The sequence below is a fragment of the Rhodococcus sp. WMMA185 genome (genome assembly GCF_001767395.1).
In the GTDB taxonomy this organism is placed as follows: Bacteria; Actinomycetota; Actinomycetes; order Mycobacteriales; family Mycobacteriaceae; genus Rhodococcus_F.
In genome coordinates this window covers 1,611,828-1,627,687 of the sequence record NZ_CP017014.1, presented here as the reverse complement: position 1 = coordinate 1,627,687, position 15,860 = coordinate 1,611,828, and the positions used below count along the sequence as shown (strand labels likewise).

Annotated in this window: 15 protein-coding genes; 1 reads left to right on the top strand and 14 read right to left on the bottom strand. The window is 66.4% G+C overall.

Annotation, left to right across the window (positions count from 1 at the left end; genetic code table 11):
* Nucleotides 1-70: 70 nt before the first annotated feature.
* The 10 genes from pyrF to BFN03_RS07290 all read right to left on the bottom strand — a co-directional run bounded on the left by pyrF (nt 71) and on the right by BFN03_RS07290 (nt 11,355).
* Complete coding sequence (pyrF, locus tag BFN03_RS07335) at nt 71-880, bottom strand: orotidine-5'-phosphate decarboxylase (RefSeq protein ID WP_070378467.1); 810 nt, start codon at nt 878-880, stop codon at nt 71-73.
* Between the two features lie 20 nt (nt 881-900).
* Complete coding sequence (gene carB / locus BFN03_RS07330) at nt 901-4,269, bottom strand: carbamoyl-phosphate synthase large subunit (protein ID WP_070378466.1); 3,369 nt, start codon at nt 4,267-4,269, stop codon at nt 901-903.
* Nucleotides 4,269-5,429 (bottom strand): glutamine-hydrolyzing carbamoyl-phosphate synthase small subunit, encoded by a 1,161-nt coding sequence (gene carA, locus BFN03_RS07325; protein ID WP_070378465.1) that lies wholly within the window; start codon nt 5,427-5,429, stop codon nt 4,269-4,271. Before carA ends, carB begins: the two co-directional genes overlap by 1 nt.
* A complete protein-coding gene (locus BFN03_RS07320; protein WP_070378464.1) occupies nt 5,426-5,986 on the bottom strand; it encodes a PH-like domain-containing protein in 561 nt (186 codons plus the stop codon). The genes carA and BFN03_RS07320 overlap by 4 nt, the downstream gene beginning before the upstream one ends.
* Before the next feature lie 2 nt (nt 5,987-5,988).
* Nucleotides 5,989-7,332, bottom strand: a complete 1,344-nt coding sequence (locus BFN03_RS07315; RefSeq protein ID WP_070378463.1) for a dihydroorotase — start codon at nt 7,330-7,332, stop codon at nt 5,989-5,991.
* A gap of 56 nt (nt 7,333-7,388) precedes the next feature.
* A complete protein-coding gene (locus BFN03_RS07310) occupies nt 7,389-8,333 on the bottom strand; it encodes an aspartate carbamoyltransferase catalytic subunit (RefSeq protein WP_070378462.1) in 945 nt (314 codons plus the stop codon).
* Nucleotides 8,330-8,959 carry a bifunctional pyr operon transcriptional regulator/uracil phosphoribosyltransferase PyrR gene (gene pyrR, locus BFN03_RS07305; protein WP_070378461.1) on the bottom strand — a complete coding sequence of 210 codons (630 nt, stop codon included), beginning with the start codon at nt 8,957-8,959 and terminating at the stop codon, nt 8,330-8,332. The genes BFN03_RS07310 and pyrR overlap by 4 nt, the downstream gene beginning before the upstream one ends.
* A 176-nt stretch (nt 8,960-9,135) precedes the next feature.
* Nucleotides 9,136-9,660, bottom strand: a complete 525-nt coding sequence (gene nusB, locus BFN03_RS07300) for a transcription antitermination factor NusB (protein WP_070378460.1) — start codon at nt 9,658-9,660, stop codon at nt 9,136-9,138.
* Nucleotides 9,661-10,224: an elongation factor P gene (gene efp, locus BFN03_RS07295; RefSeq protein ID WP_070378459.1), complete on the bottom strand. Its 564-nt coding sequence runs from the start codon at nt 10,222-10,224 to the stop codon at nt 9,661-9,663.
* Between the two features lie 33 nt (nt 10,225-10,257).
* Nucleotides 10,258-11,355, bottom strand: a complete 1,098-nt coding sequence (locus BFN03_RS07290; protein WP_070378458.1) for a M24 family metallopeptidase — start codon at nt 11,353-11,355, stop codon at nt 10,258-10,260.
* Nucleotides 11,356-11,489: 134 nt separating this feature from the next.
* On the opposite strand from BFN03_RS07290, the gene BFN03_RS07285 reads away from it, so the two are divergent.
* On the top strand, nt 11,490-12,185 hold the full coding sequence (locus tag BFN03_RS07285) for a B-4DMT family transporter (RefSeq protein ID WP_070378457.1): 696 nt from the start codon (nt 11,490-11,492) through the stop codon (nt 12,183-12,185).
* 82 nt (nt 12,186-12,267) lie between these two features.
* Here BFN03_RS07285 and aroB read toward each other — a convergent pair whose 3' ends face one another.
* From aroB to BFN03_RS07265, 4 genes are all read right to left on the bottom strand, one after another.
* Complete coding sequence (gene aroB / locus BFN03_RS07280; protein WP_070378456.1) at nt 12,268-13,383, bottom strand: 3-dehydroquinate synthase; 1,116 nt, start codon at nt 13,381-13,383, stop codon at nt 12,268-12,270.
* A gap of 5 nt (nt 13,384-13,388) precedes the next feature.
* A complete protein-coding gene (locus tag BFN03_RS07275; RefSeq protein ID WP_070380696.1) occupies nt 13,389-13,913 on the bottom strand; it encodes a shikimate kinase in 525 nt (174 codons plus the stop codon).
* Between the two features lie 37 nt (nt 13,914-13,950).
* Nucleotides 13,951-15,138: a chorismate synthase gene (gene aroC, locus BFN03_RS07270; RefSeq protein ID WP_070378455.1), complete on the bottom strand. Its 1,188-nt coding sequence runs from the start codon at nt 15,136-15,138 to the stop codon at nt 13,951-13,953.
* Nucleotides 15,139-15,213: 75 nt separating this feature from the next.
* Nucleotides 15,214-15,819 carry a prepilin peptidase gene (locus BFN03_RS07265; protein ID WP_070380695.1) on the bottom strand — a complete coding sequence of 202 codons (606 nt, stop codon included), beginning with the start codon at nt 15,817-15,819 and terminating at the stop codon, nt 15,214-15,216.
* Nucleotides 15,820-15,860 lie beyond the last annotated feature (41 nt).

The following is a 15,860-nucleotide window of genomic DNA, read 5'->3' as shown; positions in this document are numbered from 1 at the left end:
ATAGCGACCGTACTCACGCCCGGCGCCGATTGCGAACCCACCCCCGATGCCGAGGCCGAATTCGGGTGGGCTAAGAGAGTGCGGACTCGACCTCGTCACGGGCCTCGAGGGCCGCGGCCCGCAAGGCCGAAACCGATGGCCCATGCCTGAGAATGCCCCGAGAACTGTTTGGCAACAACAGCTTTCGGGACTCGGGGAAAATCTCGGAAAGGTCGGCCGCGGTCGCTCCCTGAGCGCCGAGGCCCGGTGCGAGAATCGGTCCGGAAAAATTCGACAAATCCAGACCGTGTCCGCGTGTCGCGCCCACGACGAGGCCGGCGAGTCCCGGTTCGGTGGCGTTGCGCCGGACCGCCTCGTCCACGATGGACTGCGCCACCGACACTCCCGGGGCGACCTGCGCGGTCTGCAGATCGCCACCTTCGGGATTGGACGTGCGGGCGAGCACGAACAGTCCCCGGCCGTGCTCCGCGGCCAGCGACAGCGCCGGATCGAGAGCGCCGAAGCCCAGGTATGGCGAAACCGTCAAGGCATCAGCGGACAGAGACGACTTCTCGCCCAGCCAGGACTGCGCGTACGCCGCCATCGTCGAGCCGATGTCTCCACGCTTGGCATCGGCGATAACGAGCGTCCCTGCCGCCCTGAGGACCGAGATCGTGCGTTCGAGCACCGCATAGCCGGCGGACCCGTACGCCTCGAAGAAAGCGACCTGGGGCTTCACAACGGCCACCTCACCGACGAAGGCCTCCACACAGGTCTCGGCGAAGGCCTCGAGCCCCTCCGCGTTGGCCGGCAGCCCCCACGATTCGAGCAGGCCCGGGTGCGGGTCGATCCCGACACACAACCGCCCCCGGTGTTCGACCGCCGAGGTCAGCCGCTGCACCCAGGAATGGTGGTGGCTACTCACGACGGGACGGTTTCGGCGACGGGCGCGACGGCTCCGGCGGGCGACCGCAACCTCTCGTGCAGTGCCTGAAGCGATTGGACACCGACGTCGCCGCGGATCGCGGCCTCGATACCCTGCACCGCCGCGGATGCGCCTTGCACGGTCGTGACACACGGAATGTTCATCGCGACGGCCGCGCTGCGGATTTCGTAACCGTCGACACGCGGTCCGGAGTTGCCGTACGGGGTATTGATCACCATGTCGACTTCGCCGTCCCGGATCCGTTCGACGATGGTGCGCTGACCCTCCTCGAGCTTCTCGCCGGAGTGCTTGCGCACCTCCTCGCAGGTGATGCCGTTTCGGCGCAGGACCCCGGCGGTCCCTTCGGTGGCCAGTATGCGAAAGCCCAGGTCTGCAAGGCGCTTGACCGGGAAGATCAGCGAACGCTTGTCCTTGTTGGCGATCGAGACGAATACCGATCCCGAGGTGGGGAGCGAGCCGTACGCGGCGGTCTGACTCTTGGCGAACGCGGTACCGAAGTCCGCGTCGATTCCCATCACCTCGCCGGTCGACTTCATCTCGGGGCTCAGCAGAGTATCCACCCCGGTGCCGTCGGCGCGACGGAATCGGTTGAACGGCAGCACAGCCTCCTTGACTGCGACGGGGGCGTCGGCGGGTGCGGAACCACCGTCACCGGAGGCCGGGAGGACTCCGCTCCCGCGCAGTTCCGCGATCGTTTCACCGAGCATCACGCGAGCGCACGCCTTCGCGAGCTGCACGGCCGTCGCCTTCGACACGAACGGCACGGTGCGGCTCGCACGCGGGTTGGCCTCTAGGACGTACAGGATGTCGTCTTTCAGGGCGTACTGCACGTTGAGCAGACCCTTGACGCCGATCCCCTTCGCGAGCGCCTCCGTGGAACGGCGAACGTTCTCGAGATCGGCGCGACCGAGGGTGATCGGCGGCAGCGCACACGCGGAGTCGCCCGAGTGGATACCCGCCTCCTCGATGTGCTCCATCACGCCACCGAGGTACACCTCGGTGCCGTCGCAGAGGGCGTCCACATCGATCTCGATGGCGTCTTCGAGGAATCGGTCCACCAGGACGGGCCGATCGTCGGAGATCTCGGTGGCGCGGGAAAGGTAGCTCTCGAGCGAGGCCTCGTCGTAGACGATCTCCATGCCTCGGCCACCGAGGACGTAGGACGGGCGCACCAGCACCGGATAGCCGATCCTCGCCGCGATGTCACGGGCGCCTTCGAACGTCGTCGCGGTACCGAACTTGGGCGCAGGCAGCCCGGCGTCGACGAGCACCCTGCCGAACTCGCCGCGATCCTCGGCAAGATCGATGGCCTCGGGGCTGGTGCCCACGATCGGCACCCCCGCGGCCTCGAGCCGCTTCGCCAGACCCAGCGGAGTCTGGCCGCCGAGCTGCACGATCACCCCGGCTACCGTCCCCGACGCCGACTCGGCCCGATACACCTCGAGAACGTCCTCGAAGGTCAGCGGTTCGAAATACAGGCGGTCGGCGGTGTCGTAGTCGGTTGAGACGGTCTCGGGGTTGCAGTTGACCATCACGGTCTCGTAGCCGACCTCGGACAGCGTCAGCGCCGCGTGCACACAGGAGTAGTCGAACTCGATGCCCTGTCCGATCCGGTTCGGGCCGGAACCGAGGATCAGGACCTTCGGCCGCTCGGTCTGCGGCGTCACCTCAGTCTCGGCCTCGGGGTCGAGTTCGTAGGTGGAGTAGTGGTACGGCGTCTTGGCCTCGAACTCCGCCGCACATGTGTCCACCGTCTTGTAGACCGGGTGGACGTTCCACTTCTCACGCAGTGCCCGCACCTCGTCTTCCCCGCCGACCTCGGGGCGCAGCGCCGCGATCTGCCGATCAGAGAACCCGTGGTGCTTTGCCCGCCGCAGCACCCGCTCGGTCAGCTCGGCGGCACGACGCAAATCGGTGCCGAGTTCGTGGATCTGCTGCATCTGGTCGAGGAACCAGGGGTCGATACTGGTCGCGTCGAACAGTTGCTCGACGGTGGCACCGAGGCTCATCGCCTTCTCGATGCCGTACAGGCGCGTGTCGTGCGGGACACGGAGTTCGGCGAGCAGAGTATCCAGGTCCTCGGTCTCGACCTGAGGCCCGGTCCAGAAACCGGCTTGTTTGGTCTCGAGCGAGCGCATCACCTTGCCGAGGGCCTCGGTGAAGTTGCGGCCGATGGCCATCGCCTCACCCACCGACTTCATCGTCGTGGTGAGGGTGCCGTCGGCACCGGGGAACTTCTCGAACGCGAACCGCGGAGCCTTCACCACGACGTAGTCGAGGGTCGGCTCGAAACATGCCGGGGTTTCCTTGGTGATGTCGTTGACGATCTCGTCCAGGGTGTAGCCGATGGCGAGCTTCGCCGCGATCTTCGCGATCGGGAAACCCGTTGCCTTGGACGCCAGCGCGCTGGACCTCGACACGCGCGGATTCATCTCGATCACAACCAGGCGACCGTTGGTGGGGTCCATGGCGAACTGGATGTTGCAGCCACCGGTGTCGACGCCGACCTCACGCAGGATGTCGATCGAGAGATCACGCATCTTCTGATATTCGCGGTCGGTGAGCGTCATCGCGGGTGCGACCGTCACCGAGTCACCGGTGTGCACACCGACCGGATCGACGTTCTCGATGGAGCAGACGATCACGACGTTGTCGCGGCCGTCTCGCATCAACTCGAGTTCGTATTCCTTCCACCCGAGGATCGATTCCTCGATCAGCACGTTCGCGGTGGGCGACGCGGCCAGGCCCCCACCGGCGATACGGGCGAGGTCCTCGTCGTCGTATGCCATTCCGGAGCCGAGTCCGCCCATGGTGAACGACGGACGGACCACGACGGGGTAGCCCAGTTCGGCCACCGTCTCGCGGACCTCGTCCATCGTGTAGCAGACACGTGATCGCGCCGACTCGCCTCCGACCTTGGCGACGATGTCCTTGAACTTCTGCCGGTCCTCGCCGCGCTGGATGGCATCGAAATCGGCGCCGATCAGCTCGACGCCGTACTTGTCGAGAATCCCCTTCTCGTGCAGGGCCACCGCGGTGTTGAGGGCGGTCTGGCCACCGAGTGTCGCGAGGACGGCGTCGATCCGGTTCCCCTTCTCCGCTTCGAGGGCGATGACCTTCTCGACGAACTCGGCGGTGATGGGTTCGACATAGGTGGAATCGGCGAACTCGGGGTCGGTCATGATCGTGGCCGGATTCGAGTTCACGAGGCTGACGCGCAGGCCTTCCTCGCGAAGCACCCGGCACGCCTGCGTTCCGGAGTAGTCGAACTCGCAGGCCTGGCCGATGACGATCGGGCCGGAGCCGATCACGAGGATGTGGGAGAGATCTGTACGGCGTGGCATTACTTCTTGACTCCCTCGAGCAGGCTGGTGAAGCGGTCGAACAGGTATGCGGCATCGTGTGGGCCTGCCGCGGCCTCGGGGTGGTACTGCACCGAGAAGGCCGAATCGTCGAGTAGCCGAATGCCTTCGACGGTGCCGTCGTTGGCGCATGTATGACTGATCACGGCCCTACCGAACGGAGTGTCGAACTCTTGTCCGGCCTCGCCCTCGAGCGCGAATCCGTGGTTCTGTGCAGTGATCGCGATGCGCCCGGTCTCGTGTTCGATGACCGGGATGTTGATCCCCCGGTGCCCGAACTTCATCTTGTAGGTGCCCAGACCCATTGCGCGCCCGAGGATCTGATTGCCGAAGCAGATTCCGAACAGGGGAAGCCCCTGCCCGAGGACCTCTTTCGTGAGATTCACGGCGCCGTCGGCGGTCGCCGGGTCGCCTGGACCGTTGGAGAGAAACACACCGTCCGCCTTCAGATCGAGGATCTGCTCGAGCGATGCGTCCGAAGGCAGCACGTGCACCCGGATACCCCGCTCGGCGAACATGCGCGGGGTGTTGGTCTTGATCCCCAAGTCGATCGCGGCAACCGTGAAGCGGGCCTGTCCCCCAGTCGGTTCCACGATGTACCCGCTCGTCGTGCTGACCTCGCCGGCGAGGTTGGCACCGAGCATCGACGGCTGACTCTTCACGCGTCCGAGAAGTGCATCCGTGTCGGCCAGTGCGTCACCGGAGAACACCCCGGCTCGCATGGAACCCCTGGTGCGCAGGTGCCGAACCAGGGCTCGGGTGTCGACCCCGGCGATCCCGACGACGCCCTGCTTCACGAGTTCGTCCTGCAACGACCCGGTGGCGCGCCAACTCGACGTTCGCCGCGAAGGGTCGCGGACGACGTACCCGGCCACCCAGATCCTGGACTCGGCACTACTGCCGGTAGGGCCGACCGACTCGTCGTCCTCGTCGTTCCATCCCGTGTTGCCGATCTGCGGCGCGGTGGCCACCACGATCTGACGGTGGTAGCTCGGGTCGGTGAGGGTCTCCTGGTAGCCAGTCATTCCGGTGCTGAAGACCGCCTCACCCAGGGTCTGACCGACGGCACCGAACGTGGTGCCGCGGAAGGTCCTTCCGTCCTCGAGGACCAGTACTGCCGAGTCGCTGTCATAGCTGCTCATGCGTTCTCTCCGTTCTGCTCGACCTCACCAGAGTTCGCCGCATTCGCTGGATCTTCACTGTCTGTCTTGTCTTGGGGATCCGCGTCATCCACCCAATCGGGGTAGACCGACTTGTCGTCGCCGCGGAATCCGGTGTCTATCTCGGTGCCGGAGGGCAGTTCCCAGCGGATCACCAGCAGACCGTCCTTGCTCATTACCTTCCCGGCAAGCCCGCGTTCGGTACGGACTGCACGGATCGCGGCCTGCGGAATCCAGATCGCCGAAGCTCCGTCACGCTCGAGCAGGATGCCGGCGGCGTGGCGGGAGATCTCTCCCGCAGCCCGGAATCCGAGGTCGCCGACCGCGATCCGGTCCTGCCAGCTCGGTGCCAGCGTGCTGCCCACATACAGCCCCGTGGTCGGCGCGAGGATCTGTTCGCCGAGGTGCGCAGGCACGACGGGCAGATCACCGACCCGGTCGACCTGACGGCGGGCCCGACCACGCCAACCGATGTACATCAGGTAAATGGCCAGCACCCAGAAGAGGGCGAGCCCGACCACCCAGAGGATCCTTTCCACTCCTACCGCCCACCGAACCGAGCCGGGAACCGGACTTCGCCATCGCGCGCGGTGACCCGACCGCGGAGGATCGTGGTGGTCACGCGGGCCGGAAGTGTCATCGCCTCAAACGGTGTGTTGTGCGAGATACTGGCGAGATCTGATCCGTGAACGGTCCATTCGGCGTCCGGTGCGACCAGTGCCAGGTTCGCGGGCTCACCGACTTCCAGCGGACGTCCCTGGTCGTCGAGTCCGACGATCTCGGCGGGCCGTTCACTCATCACCCGAGCCACCCCTCGCCAGTCGAGCATGCCAGGGCGGACCATAGTCGCCGCGACGATCGACAGCGCCGTCTCGAGTCCGAGCATCCCGGGGCGCGCCGCCGCGAACTCGCAGCACTTGTCCTGTTCGGCGTGGGGCGCATGATCGGTGGCGACGCAGTCGATGGTGCCGTCCGCGAGTCCGGCCCGGAGTGCGGCGACGTCGCTCGCCTCCCGCAGGGGCGGGTTCACCTTGTTGACAGCGTCGTAGGTCTCGAGGCGGGAGTCGTCGAGCAACAAGTGATGCGGGGTGACCTCGGCCGTGATCGAAATACCCTGGCCGCGAGCCCATTTCATCAGCTCGACGGTGCCCGCAGTCGATGCGTGACAGATGTGCACCCGCGCACCGGCATCGCGGGCGAGCAGCGCGTCCCGTGCGACGATCGACTCCTCGGCGGCACGGGGCCACCCGGCGAGGCCGAGCCTGGACGCGGTGGGTCCCTCGTGCGCGACGGCGCCGACGGTCAGTCGCGGCTCCTCCGCGTGCTGCGCGATGAGCACCCCGAGGGAACTCGAGTACTCGAGGGCACGGCGCATGATCAGGGGGTCGTACACGCAATGGCCATCGTCCGAGAACATCTTGACCCGACCGACGCCCGCCGCCATCGTGGCCATCTCGGCGAGCTGTTTGCCCTCGAGGCCTACCGTGACCGCGCCGACCGGGTGTACGTCGACGAGGCCGACCTCCTGGCCGCGCCGCCAGACGTGATCGGTGACGACGACCGAGTCTGCAACGGGGCTGGTGTTGGCCATCGCGAACACTGCGGTGTATCCGCCGAGCGCAGCGGCGGCCGACCCGGAGTCGACGGTCTCGGTGTCCTCGCGGCCCGGTTCACGCAGATGCGTGTGCAGGTCGACGAAACCAGGGAGCAGGATCTGCCCGGTCGCATCGATCACCTCGGTGTCCGAGTCACTGCCCTCGCCTGCATCCGCGCCGATCGCGCGGATCACTCCGTCTCCGAGGAGAACGTCGGTGGGTTCGCCCTCGCCATAGAGCAGCACGTTCTTGATGAGCACCGTATCTCCTATCACTGCACTGCCACCCATCTCACAGCACTGCCACCCATCTCACAGCACTGTCACCCATCTCACTGCCGAGCCACTCATCCGGCAGCGTTCTCCGCTCCGACCAGCAATCGGAACAGCACCGCCATTCGCATGTGCACACCGTTGGTTACCTGTTGCAGCACAGCGGTCTTCGTCGAATCGGCAACGGAAGACGCGATCTCCATGCCACGCAGCATCGGACCGGGGTGCAACACCACCGCGTGCTCGGGAAGCATCGCCAGTCGTTTCTCGGACAGTCCGAAATTGATCGAGTACTCCCGAGGGGACGGGAAGAACCCGCCGTTCATCCGCTCGGCCTGCACCCGCAGCATGAGAACTGCATCGAGCCCGGGCAATTCCGCGTCGAGCGAGTACGAAACCGTAACGGGCCAGGACGACACTCCGACCGGGAGCAGCGTCGGCGGCGCCACCAGGACGACCTCGGCACCGAGCATCGACAGCAGCAGCGCGTTCGAACGGGCGACGCGGCTGTGCGCGATGTCACCCACGATCGCGATGCGCTTGCCCTCGATGCCGCCGAGACGCTGGCGCAACGTGAGAGCGTCGAGTAACGCCTGGGTGGGATGTTCGTGCATCCCGTCGCCGGCGTTGACGACCGCTGGGCCGCCGTCCTCCTGGCGGCCGGTCCAGTGCGCAATCTGGTGCGCCGCACCCGACGCGGGGTGCCGCACGATCAGCGCATCGGCGCCGGCGGCCCGCAACGTCATCGCCGTGTCTCGGAGCGATTCACCTTTGGACACCGAGGAACTGGACGCGCTGACGTTGATCACGTCTGCGCTCATCCACTTGCCGGCGACCTCGAACGAGACCCGGGTACGCGTCGAGTTCTCGAAGAATACGGTCATCACCGTGCGCCCGCGCAAGGTCGGGAGCTTACGCACCTCACGTCCGAGAAGGGCTTGCTCGAACCGCTGTGCTTCGTCGAGAAGTTCGACAGCCGATTCCCGCGTCAGGTCGGCGATCGACAGCAGGTGCTTCACGCGGGCCCTCCTCTGAAGATCATGACCGCGTCACGGCCATCGTGTTCCTCGAGCAGGACCTTCACACCCTCGGCACGTGCGGTCGGCACGTTCTTGCCGACGTAATCGGCGCGCAACGGCAGTTCGCGATGGCCCCGGTCGACGAGCACCGCCAACTGGACGGCGCGGGGCCGCCCTAGGTCTCGCAGCGCGTCGAGGGCCGACCTCACGGTGCGGCCGGAGAACAGGACGTCGTCGACCAGAACCACCAAGGCGTCGTCGATGCCACCCTCGGGCACGGACGTGCGCTCGAGGGGGCGATGCGGCTTGGTGCGCAGGTCGTCGCGGTACAGGGTGATGTCGAGAGAGCCGACTGGCGGGCGAACCCCGGAAAATTCGTGGATCTTCTCGGCCAGGCGCAATGCAAGCGTCGTGCCCCGGGTGGGAATTCCGATGAGAACGACACGCGGAGCCTCACCGCCGGCGTCGATCGCGGTCTTTTCGATGATCTGGTGCGCAATGCGCGCAATGGTCCGTCCCACATCGGCTGCGGACAGCAGCTCTCGTGCGGGTTCGCCGGAAGCGATCGACTCTGGTGTTGCTCCCGCCGGTTCCCCGGCGGCGCGAGACCCTTCGGGTACGCGCATACAACGACCTCCTTCTCCGCCTCACTGGACGGATCGTTAAAGGATGCCTGACGCCGACAGCGTATCAGCGTGCCCCGTGCGCCAGGTGCGTGGCCCTGACCTGAGGCCGCGACTGCGGCCCGCCACTGGTGAATCTGCCGGTGGCGGGCCGGACGGGCACGCAGGAGGGCGCGAACTTACGAGCTGACGTCGTTCGGGTCTCCGGTGGCAGCGTCTCCCGCACGATCATCTGCATGGCGCGACGTCGCCGCCGCTGCAGCACGAACCTGCGGAGCGACCAGAACCACCTGGCCGAGAATGCCGTTGACGAATCCGGGTGAGTCGTCAGTGGAGAGTTGTTTGGCCAACTCCACGGCCTCGTCCACCGCCACCACCGGGGGGACGTCGGTGGCGTGGAACAGTTCCCACACGGCGATGCGCAGGATCGCGCGGTCGACGGCGGGTAGCCGCTCGAGGGTCCAGTCCTGTAGATGCGAGGAAATGACCTCATCGAGGCGGTCCAGGTTCTCGGCAACCCCGGTCACCAATGTGATGGTGTACGGGGCAACCGGTGCCACGGAATCGTCCTTGTCGGACAATTCCGCGCGGTCGACCGCTAGATCGACCGGATCGAGATCTCTCGCCTCGGCCTCGAAGAGGAAGTCGACGGCGCGCTTGCGTGCCTTGTGTCGGGCACCGAGCTTCTTATGCGTACCGGCCACTCAGGAATTCACACGCCCGAGGTAGTTGCCGTCTCGGGAATCGACCTTCAGCTTGTCACCGGTGTTGATGAACAACGGAACGCTGATCTCGGCGCCGGTCTCGAGGGTGGCCGGCTTGGTGCCACCGGTGGAGCGGTCGCCCTGCAGACCGGGGTCGGTGTGCTTGACCACCAATTCGACGGTGACGGGCAGCTCCACGAACAGCGGAACATCTTCGTGCGTCGCGACCTGTACGGCCATGTTCTCGAGCAGGAAGCGAGCGCCTTCGCCGACGATGTCCTCGCTGATCGAGATCTGGTCGTAGGTGACGCCATCCATGAAGATGTAGTCGGAGCCGTCGTGGTACAGGTAGGTCATGTCGCGCCGGTCGACGGTGGCAGTGTCCACCTTGACCCCGGCGTTGAACGTCTTGTCGACCACCTTGCCCGAGAGCACATTCTTCAACTTGGTGCGCACGAACGCGGGACCCTTGCCGGGCTTCACGTGCTGGAACTCGACGATCGTCCACAGCTGGCCATCGATCTTCAGGACCAGGCCGTTCTTGAAATCACTAGTTGAAGCCACTGCTTCGCGTCTCCTCGATAAGGTCGAAACCGTCTAGACGACAGTCAGGTCTTTGGTAGTGAGTGTGAGCAGCTCCGGTCCCTGCTCACGGACCACGAGCGTGTCCTCGATCCGCACGCCTCCGCGCCCGGAGAAGTACACACCCGGCTCGACGGTCACCGCCGCACCGTCGAGAAGTGTACCGGTGCCGAGCTTGCCTATTCCCGGAGCTTCGTGGATCTCCAGACCGACGCCGTGTCCGAGGCCGTGCAGGAATAGTTCCCCGTAGCCCGCATCCTCGATCACGCGGCGGGCGGCAGCGTCCACCGCCGACACCTCCGCTCCGGGGCGCAGGGCCTCTCGTCCCGCCTTCTGTGACCGCTCGACCAGTGCGTAGAGGTCACGTTGCCAGTCCGCAGCCCGCTCGAGAACGTATGTTCGCGTCATGTCCGAGTGGTAGCCGCCGATCTGCGCCCCGAAATCGAGTTTGACGAAGTCGCCGCTGCCCAGCACCGCATCGGTGGGTCGATGGTGCGGGATCGCCGAGTTGGCACCGGTGGCGACGATCGTCTCGAAGGAGATCCCGTCCGCGCCGTGGTCGAACATCAGCCCCTCCAGCTCGCGACCCACCTCTTTCTCGGTGCGACCTGGCCGGAGTCCACCTCGTGCGATCAACTCGGCGAGCGCGGAATCGGCCGATGCGCACGCCGCACGCAGTAACCCGACCTCGTGCTCGTCCTTGACCATGCGCAGTTCCTCGACGAGTCCGGGAACCGGGTCGAGGCGCGCATCCGGCGCGAGCAGCGACCAGGCTGCGAACTCGTCCACGGTGACTACATGGCTCTCGAACGCCACCGACGAGGTGCTGGCCAACGATTCGATCAGAGTCGCCGCACTCGCCCGGGCGATCTCGGCGCGGAGGTCGGGAACCTGTTCACCAACTTGGGTGAGATAGCGCCCGTCGGTGCAGATGACGGTATTGTCCTCGGCACCTTCGTCGTCGGCGGCGTCGACGAGCAGCGCGGCGTTCGAGCCGGTGAAGCCGGTGAGATACCGGATGTTCGTCAGATTCGTCACGAGAAGCGCGTCGAGATCTCGGGCAGCGAGGGCCGCCCGCAGCGCCGCGCGCCGCGAACCATGATCAGCAGGCATGCGTCAAACGTACCGGCAAAGTCCCCGAAGGGATGGTCCACCGCCGCACCGCCGATCGGCGGCGAGAACAAGTTTCAGGCGCACGGGTGTGGGGGAGGCCACTCGACCGAATCAGGCCTCGTTACGCTGTGCCAATGAATGCGTGGGTGGTACGCGGCCTCGGGATGGCCCTGATACATGTTCTCGTTCGTGTGATCCTCGGCGTTTCGATCACACAATGGCCCCTTCTGGGTTCCCCTCTGAGATGGATCTCGCTGGTGATAGTGGTCGTCGCGGCACTGGTCTGGGCCGGGCTGGACGGTATTCGGGACCGCCGGGAGAACCCGAACCCCGCCGACGGCGAAGATCTGACGATGCTATGGCTGAAGGCCGCGCTGCTCGGAGGAGTCGTCGCCGGTCTCGCCAGCTGGCTGGCCGATCTGCTGCCGTTCCTCAATGTCACCCAGAACTCGTTCTTCTTCGAGCTGACGTCCGGCGCCGCGTTCACCGTGCTACTGATCTTCGGACCGGCCATGCTCGCGGTGTTCCTGGGCCGCTTCTTCGTCAGCAGGGAGGCGGCAAAGTCCGCGAGCGAGGGCGGTTCCCTACCGGCGGTGGCCGGGCCCGGGGAACAGGCTGACGAGCAGTTCGGGGACGCACAGGTCCAGGACACGCAGATCCAGGACACGGACTACGCGGGTTCGGACGACGACACCACCGTGTTCGAGCGGATACACGAGTACCGCGAGGACACGTCCGATCTCGACGATCATCCGGAGGACGAGGGCACCGGGCGAGATCACACCGACCAGAGCGATCATCCAGCCGACGGCAGGTCCCGCAGCGAGTAACCACCGCCGCGCGACACCGATATCACGGCGCGACGGTGTGAGAGCATTCGCTCACGCTGTCGCGCCGCGACCCTCGGGTCGGCTACAGGAGAACGGCGTCGTCGCCGTTTCCAGGTGACTGCTCGCGGGCGACCGCTGAGTACGCGGCCGCCAGTAGGGTGGGGTCCGGGCCCTCGAGCCGTCCGGGTTTGGCGAGTCCGTCGAGCACCACGAACCGCAGAACACCCGCGCGGTTCTTTTTGTCGGTCTGCATTCCTTCGACCAGTTGAGCGAACGCGTCCGCATCGTATGTGGTGGGAAGTCCCACCAGTTCCAGGATTGCGCGGTGCCGATCGGCTGTCTCGTCGTCGAGACGCCCGGCCAGACGACCGAGTTCCGCCGCGAACACGAGACCCACGGAGACGGCCGCGCCGTGCCGCCAGCGGTAGCGTTCCCGGCGCTCGATGGCGTGGCCGAGGGTGTGCCCGTAGTTCAAAATCTCCCGCAGACTCGATTCCCGGAGATCGGCGGCCACCACCTTGGCCTTGACCTCCACGGAACGCCGAATCAATTCCGGCAGAACGGTTCCCGCCGGGTCGAGCGCGGCTTCGGGGTCGTCTTCGATGAGGTCGAGGATCACCGGGTCGGCAATGAAGCCGGTCTTGATCACCTCTGCCATCCCGGCCACGATCTCGTTGCGGGGAACCGTCTCGAGAGTGGCCAGGTCGACCAATACCGCGGACGGCTCATGGAAGGAGCCCACCAGGTTCTTCCCGGCCTCGGTGTTGATGCCCGTCTTACCGCCCACCGCCGCGTCCACCATCGCAAGCAAAGTGGTGGGCACGTGGATCACGCGAACACCGCGCATCCAGGTGGCCGCCACGAATCCGGCCAGGTCGGTCGCCGCGCCCCCACCCAGGCTCACCACCGCGTCACTGCGGGTGAGTCCGATCCGGCCCAGCACCTCCCAGCAGAACCCGGCCACGGCCAAGTCCTTGCCCTCCTCCGCGTCGGGGATTTCGATACGGTGCGCATCGATCCCCTCTTCGGCCAGAGCCGTTCGGACCGCCTCAGCGGTCTCGGCAAGCGGCGGCTGATGAAAGATCGCCACCGTTCTCGTGGCAGAGAGTTCGTCCACCAACTCGCCGAGTAGTCCCCGCCCGATGATGACCGGGTAGGGGTTGGCCGTCTGCACCTGCACGCGTACCGGTTCGGTCACTGTCGCTACTCCGCTCCGTCTTGCTGTTCTGTCGTGAGTTTCTCCACCAGGTCCTGCACCACACGGCCGGGGCTCCGCCGGTTCGTGCGGATCCGGATGGACGCCACCTGCTCGTACAGGGGCCGCCGCACACGCATCAACTCGGTGTACTTCTGCCGAGCGTCGCCGGCGAGGAGTGGACGCACGACATTGCTGCGCGTTCGCTTGAGCCCTTCGGCCACGCTGATCTCGAGGTAGACGACCGTGTGGCCCTGCAGTAGTTCCCGTGTGCGTTCGGACAGGATCGCCCCGCCGCCGAGCGAGACGACCCCCTCGCAGCTCTCGATCGCTTGCCGGACGACCTTCTCTTCGAGGGCACGGAATGCGGGTTCGCCGTCCTGGCCGAAGATGTCCGCGATGGTGCGCCCGGCCTCCTCCTCGATTGCGACGTCGGTATCGAGCAGCGGAAGATCGAGAGCCCGCGCGAGACGCTTCCCGATTGTCGATTTGCCTGCCCCCGGAGGTCCGACCAGCACAGCTCTCGGTGCCATCGAGGTCACCTCGGCGAGTCGACTGTAGGCGCGTTGGTCATCGCGCGAGCCGGGCTGCGACGCCGGCCGCGTACTGCTCGAAGTTGGCGGCGGTCTCGGAGACGGAGTCACCGCCGAACTTCTCGAGCGCTGCCTGCGCGACGACCAGCGCCACCATCGATTCGGCGACGACGCCGGCCGCGGGCACGGCACACACGTCGGAGCGCTGGTGAATCGCCACGGCTTCGTCGCCGGTGGACATGTCGACCGTGGCAAGTGCGCGGGGAACCGTTGAGATGGGCTTCATCGCGGCGCGGACACGCAGCGCCTCACCGTTGGTCATGCCACCCTCGAGGCCGCCTGCCCGATTGGTCGAACGCAGGACTCCGTCGGGGCCCGGACGCATCTCGTCGTGCGCCTGGCTACCTCTGCGACGTGCAGTCTCGAAACCGTCACCGACTTCGACGCCCTTGATGGCCTGAATCCCCATCAGAGCCGCCGCGAGGCGTGAGTCGAGTCGGTCCGCACCGCTGATGAACGAACCCAAGCCCACGGGAAGTCCGTGAACGACGACCTCCACGACACCGCCGAGAGTGTCGCCGTCACGCTTCGCGGCTTCGATCTCGGCGATCATCGACTCCTCTGCAGCCTTGTCGAAGGCCCGCACCGGGCTCGCATCGATCGCTTGAATATCCGCCGCAGTCGGCTCGGGGCCGGTGTACGGATCGGACGCGCCGATAGAGATCACGTGGGAGAGAACCTCGACGCCGAATACCTGACGGAGGAAGGCGCGAGCGAATGTCGCGGCCGCTACTCGAGCGGCGGTCTCCCGGGCACTGGCGCGTTCGAGGACCGGGCGGGCGTCGTCGAAGCCGTACTTGAGCATGCCGGAATAGTCGGCGTGTCCGGGGCGGGGGCGGGTGAGAGGTGCGTTCCGTGTCTGATCGGCGAGCACGGCGGAATCGACCGGATCCGCGGACATCACGGTTTCCCACTTGGGCCATTCGGTATTGCCTACCTCGACGGCGATCGGCCCACCGAGGGTGCGTCCGTGCCGTACGCCACCGATGATCGTGACCTTGTCCGCCTCGAACTTCATCCGCGCTCCGCGCCCGTATCCGAGGCGCCGGCGCGCGAGTTGGCTCGCGAGGTCGTCGGACGTCACCTCGACTCCGGCAACCATCCCCTCGAGCATTGCGACGAGAGCAGGACCATGGGATTCTCCAGCAGTTATCCAGCGCAGCACAGTCGCTATCCTCCCACGTCCGCGTAGCCGACGGTGACGGTGGTCCTCCCAACCGGGCGCCACCCGAGCACGACGTCATGTGATGTGCGCAGCGAACAGTGCAACCATCGTCGCGGCGCACATCGCGGGCCCGTGCGGGAGTGTCGGCGCGTTGCGCCGAGCGGCCAGGACCACACAGCCCACTGCCCCGGTCAGCGCCGGTGCGAGGACCGCCGCGAACACCCAGGCCCCACCTCCAGCCAGTCCTGCCGCCGCCCCCACTCCGAGTGCGAGCTTCACATCGCCCGCTCCGAAGGAACCGGGCACACCGAGATGCAGCGCGAGGTACGCCGCCGCCAGCAGGATTCCCCCGACGAAAGCGGCCGAGGCCTCACCCGTCACCGTTCCGATGCCGACGATTGCGAGGAACCCCGGGAGGGTCAACGCGTTCGGGAGCCTCCGCGCGCACAGGTCGGTGGCGCCGAGAGTTACGCACCACCACCAGAAGGCGATCGCGCACAGCAACCGCCACGGCTCCGGTTCACCGACACCGATCCACACCGTTGCAGCGACACCGACCGCACAGACCGCCTCGCACCAGCCACGCCGCACACCCCCGCCCACGAACCGATCCGCGACCTCGCGCGCGCACCGACCGACACCCGCGCCCAGAACCGCACCGACAACGATCAGCCACCACATGAGGGACAGCGTGCCCCGAACCCGCACATCACCGGACCCGG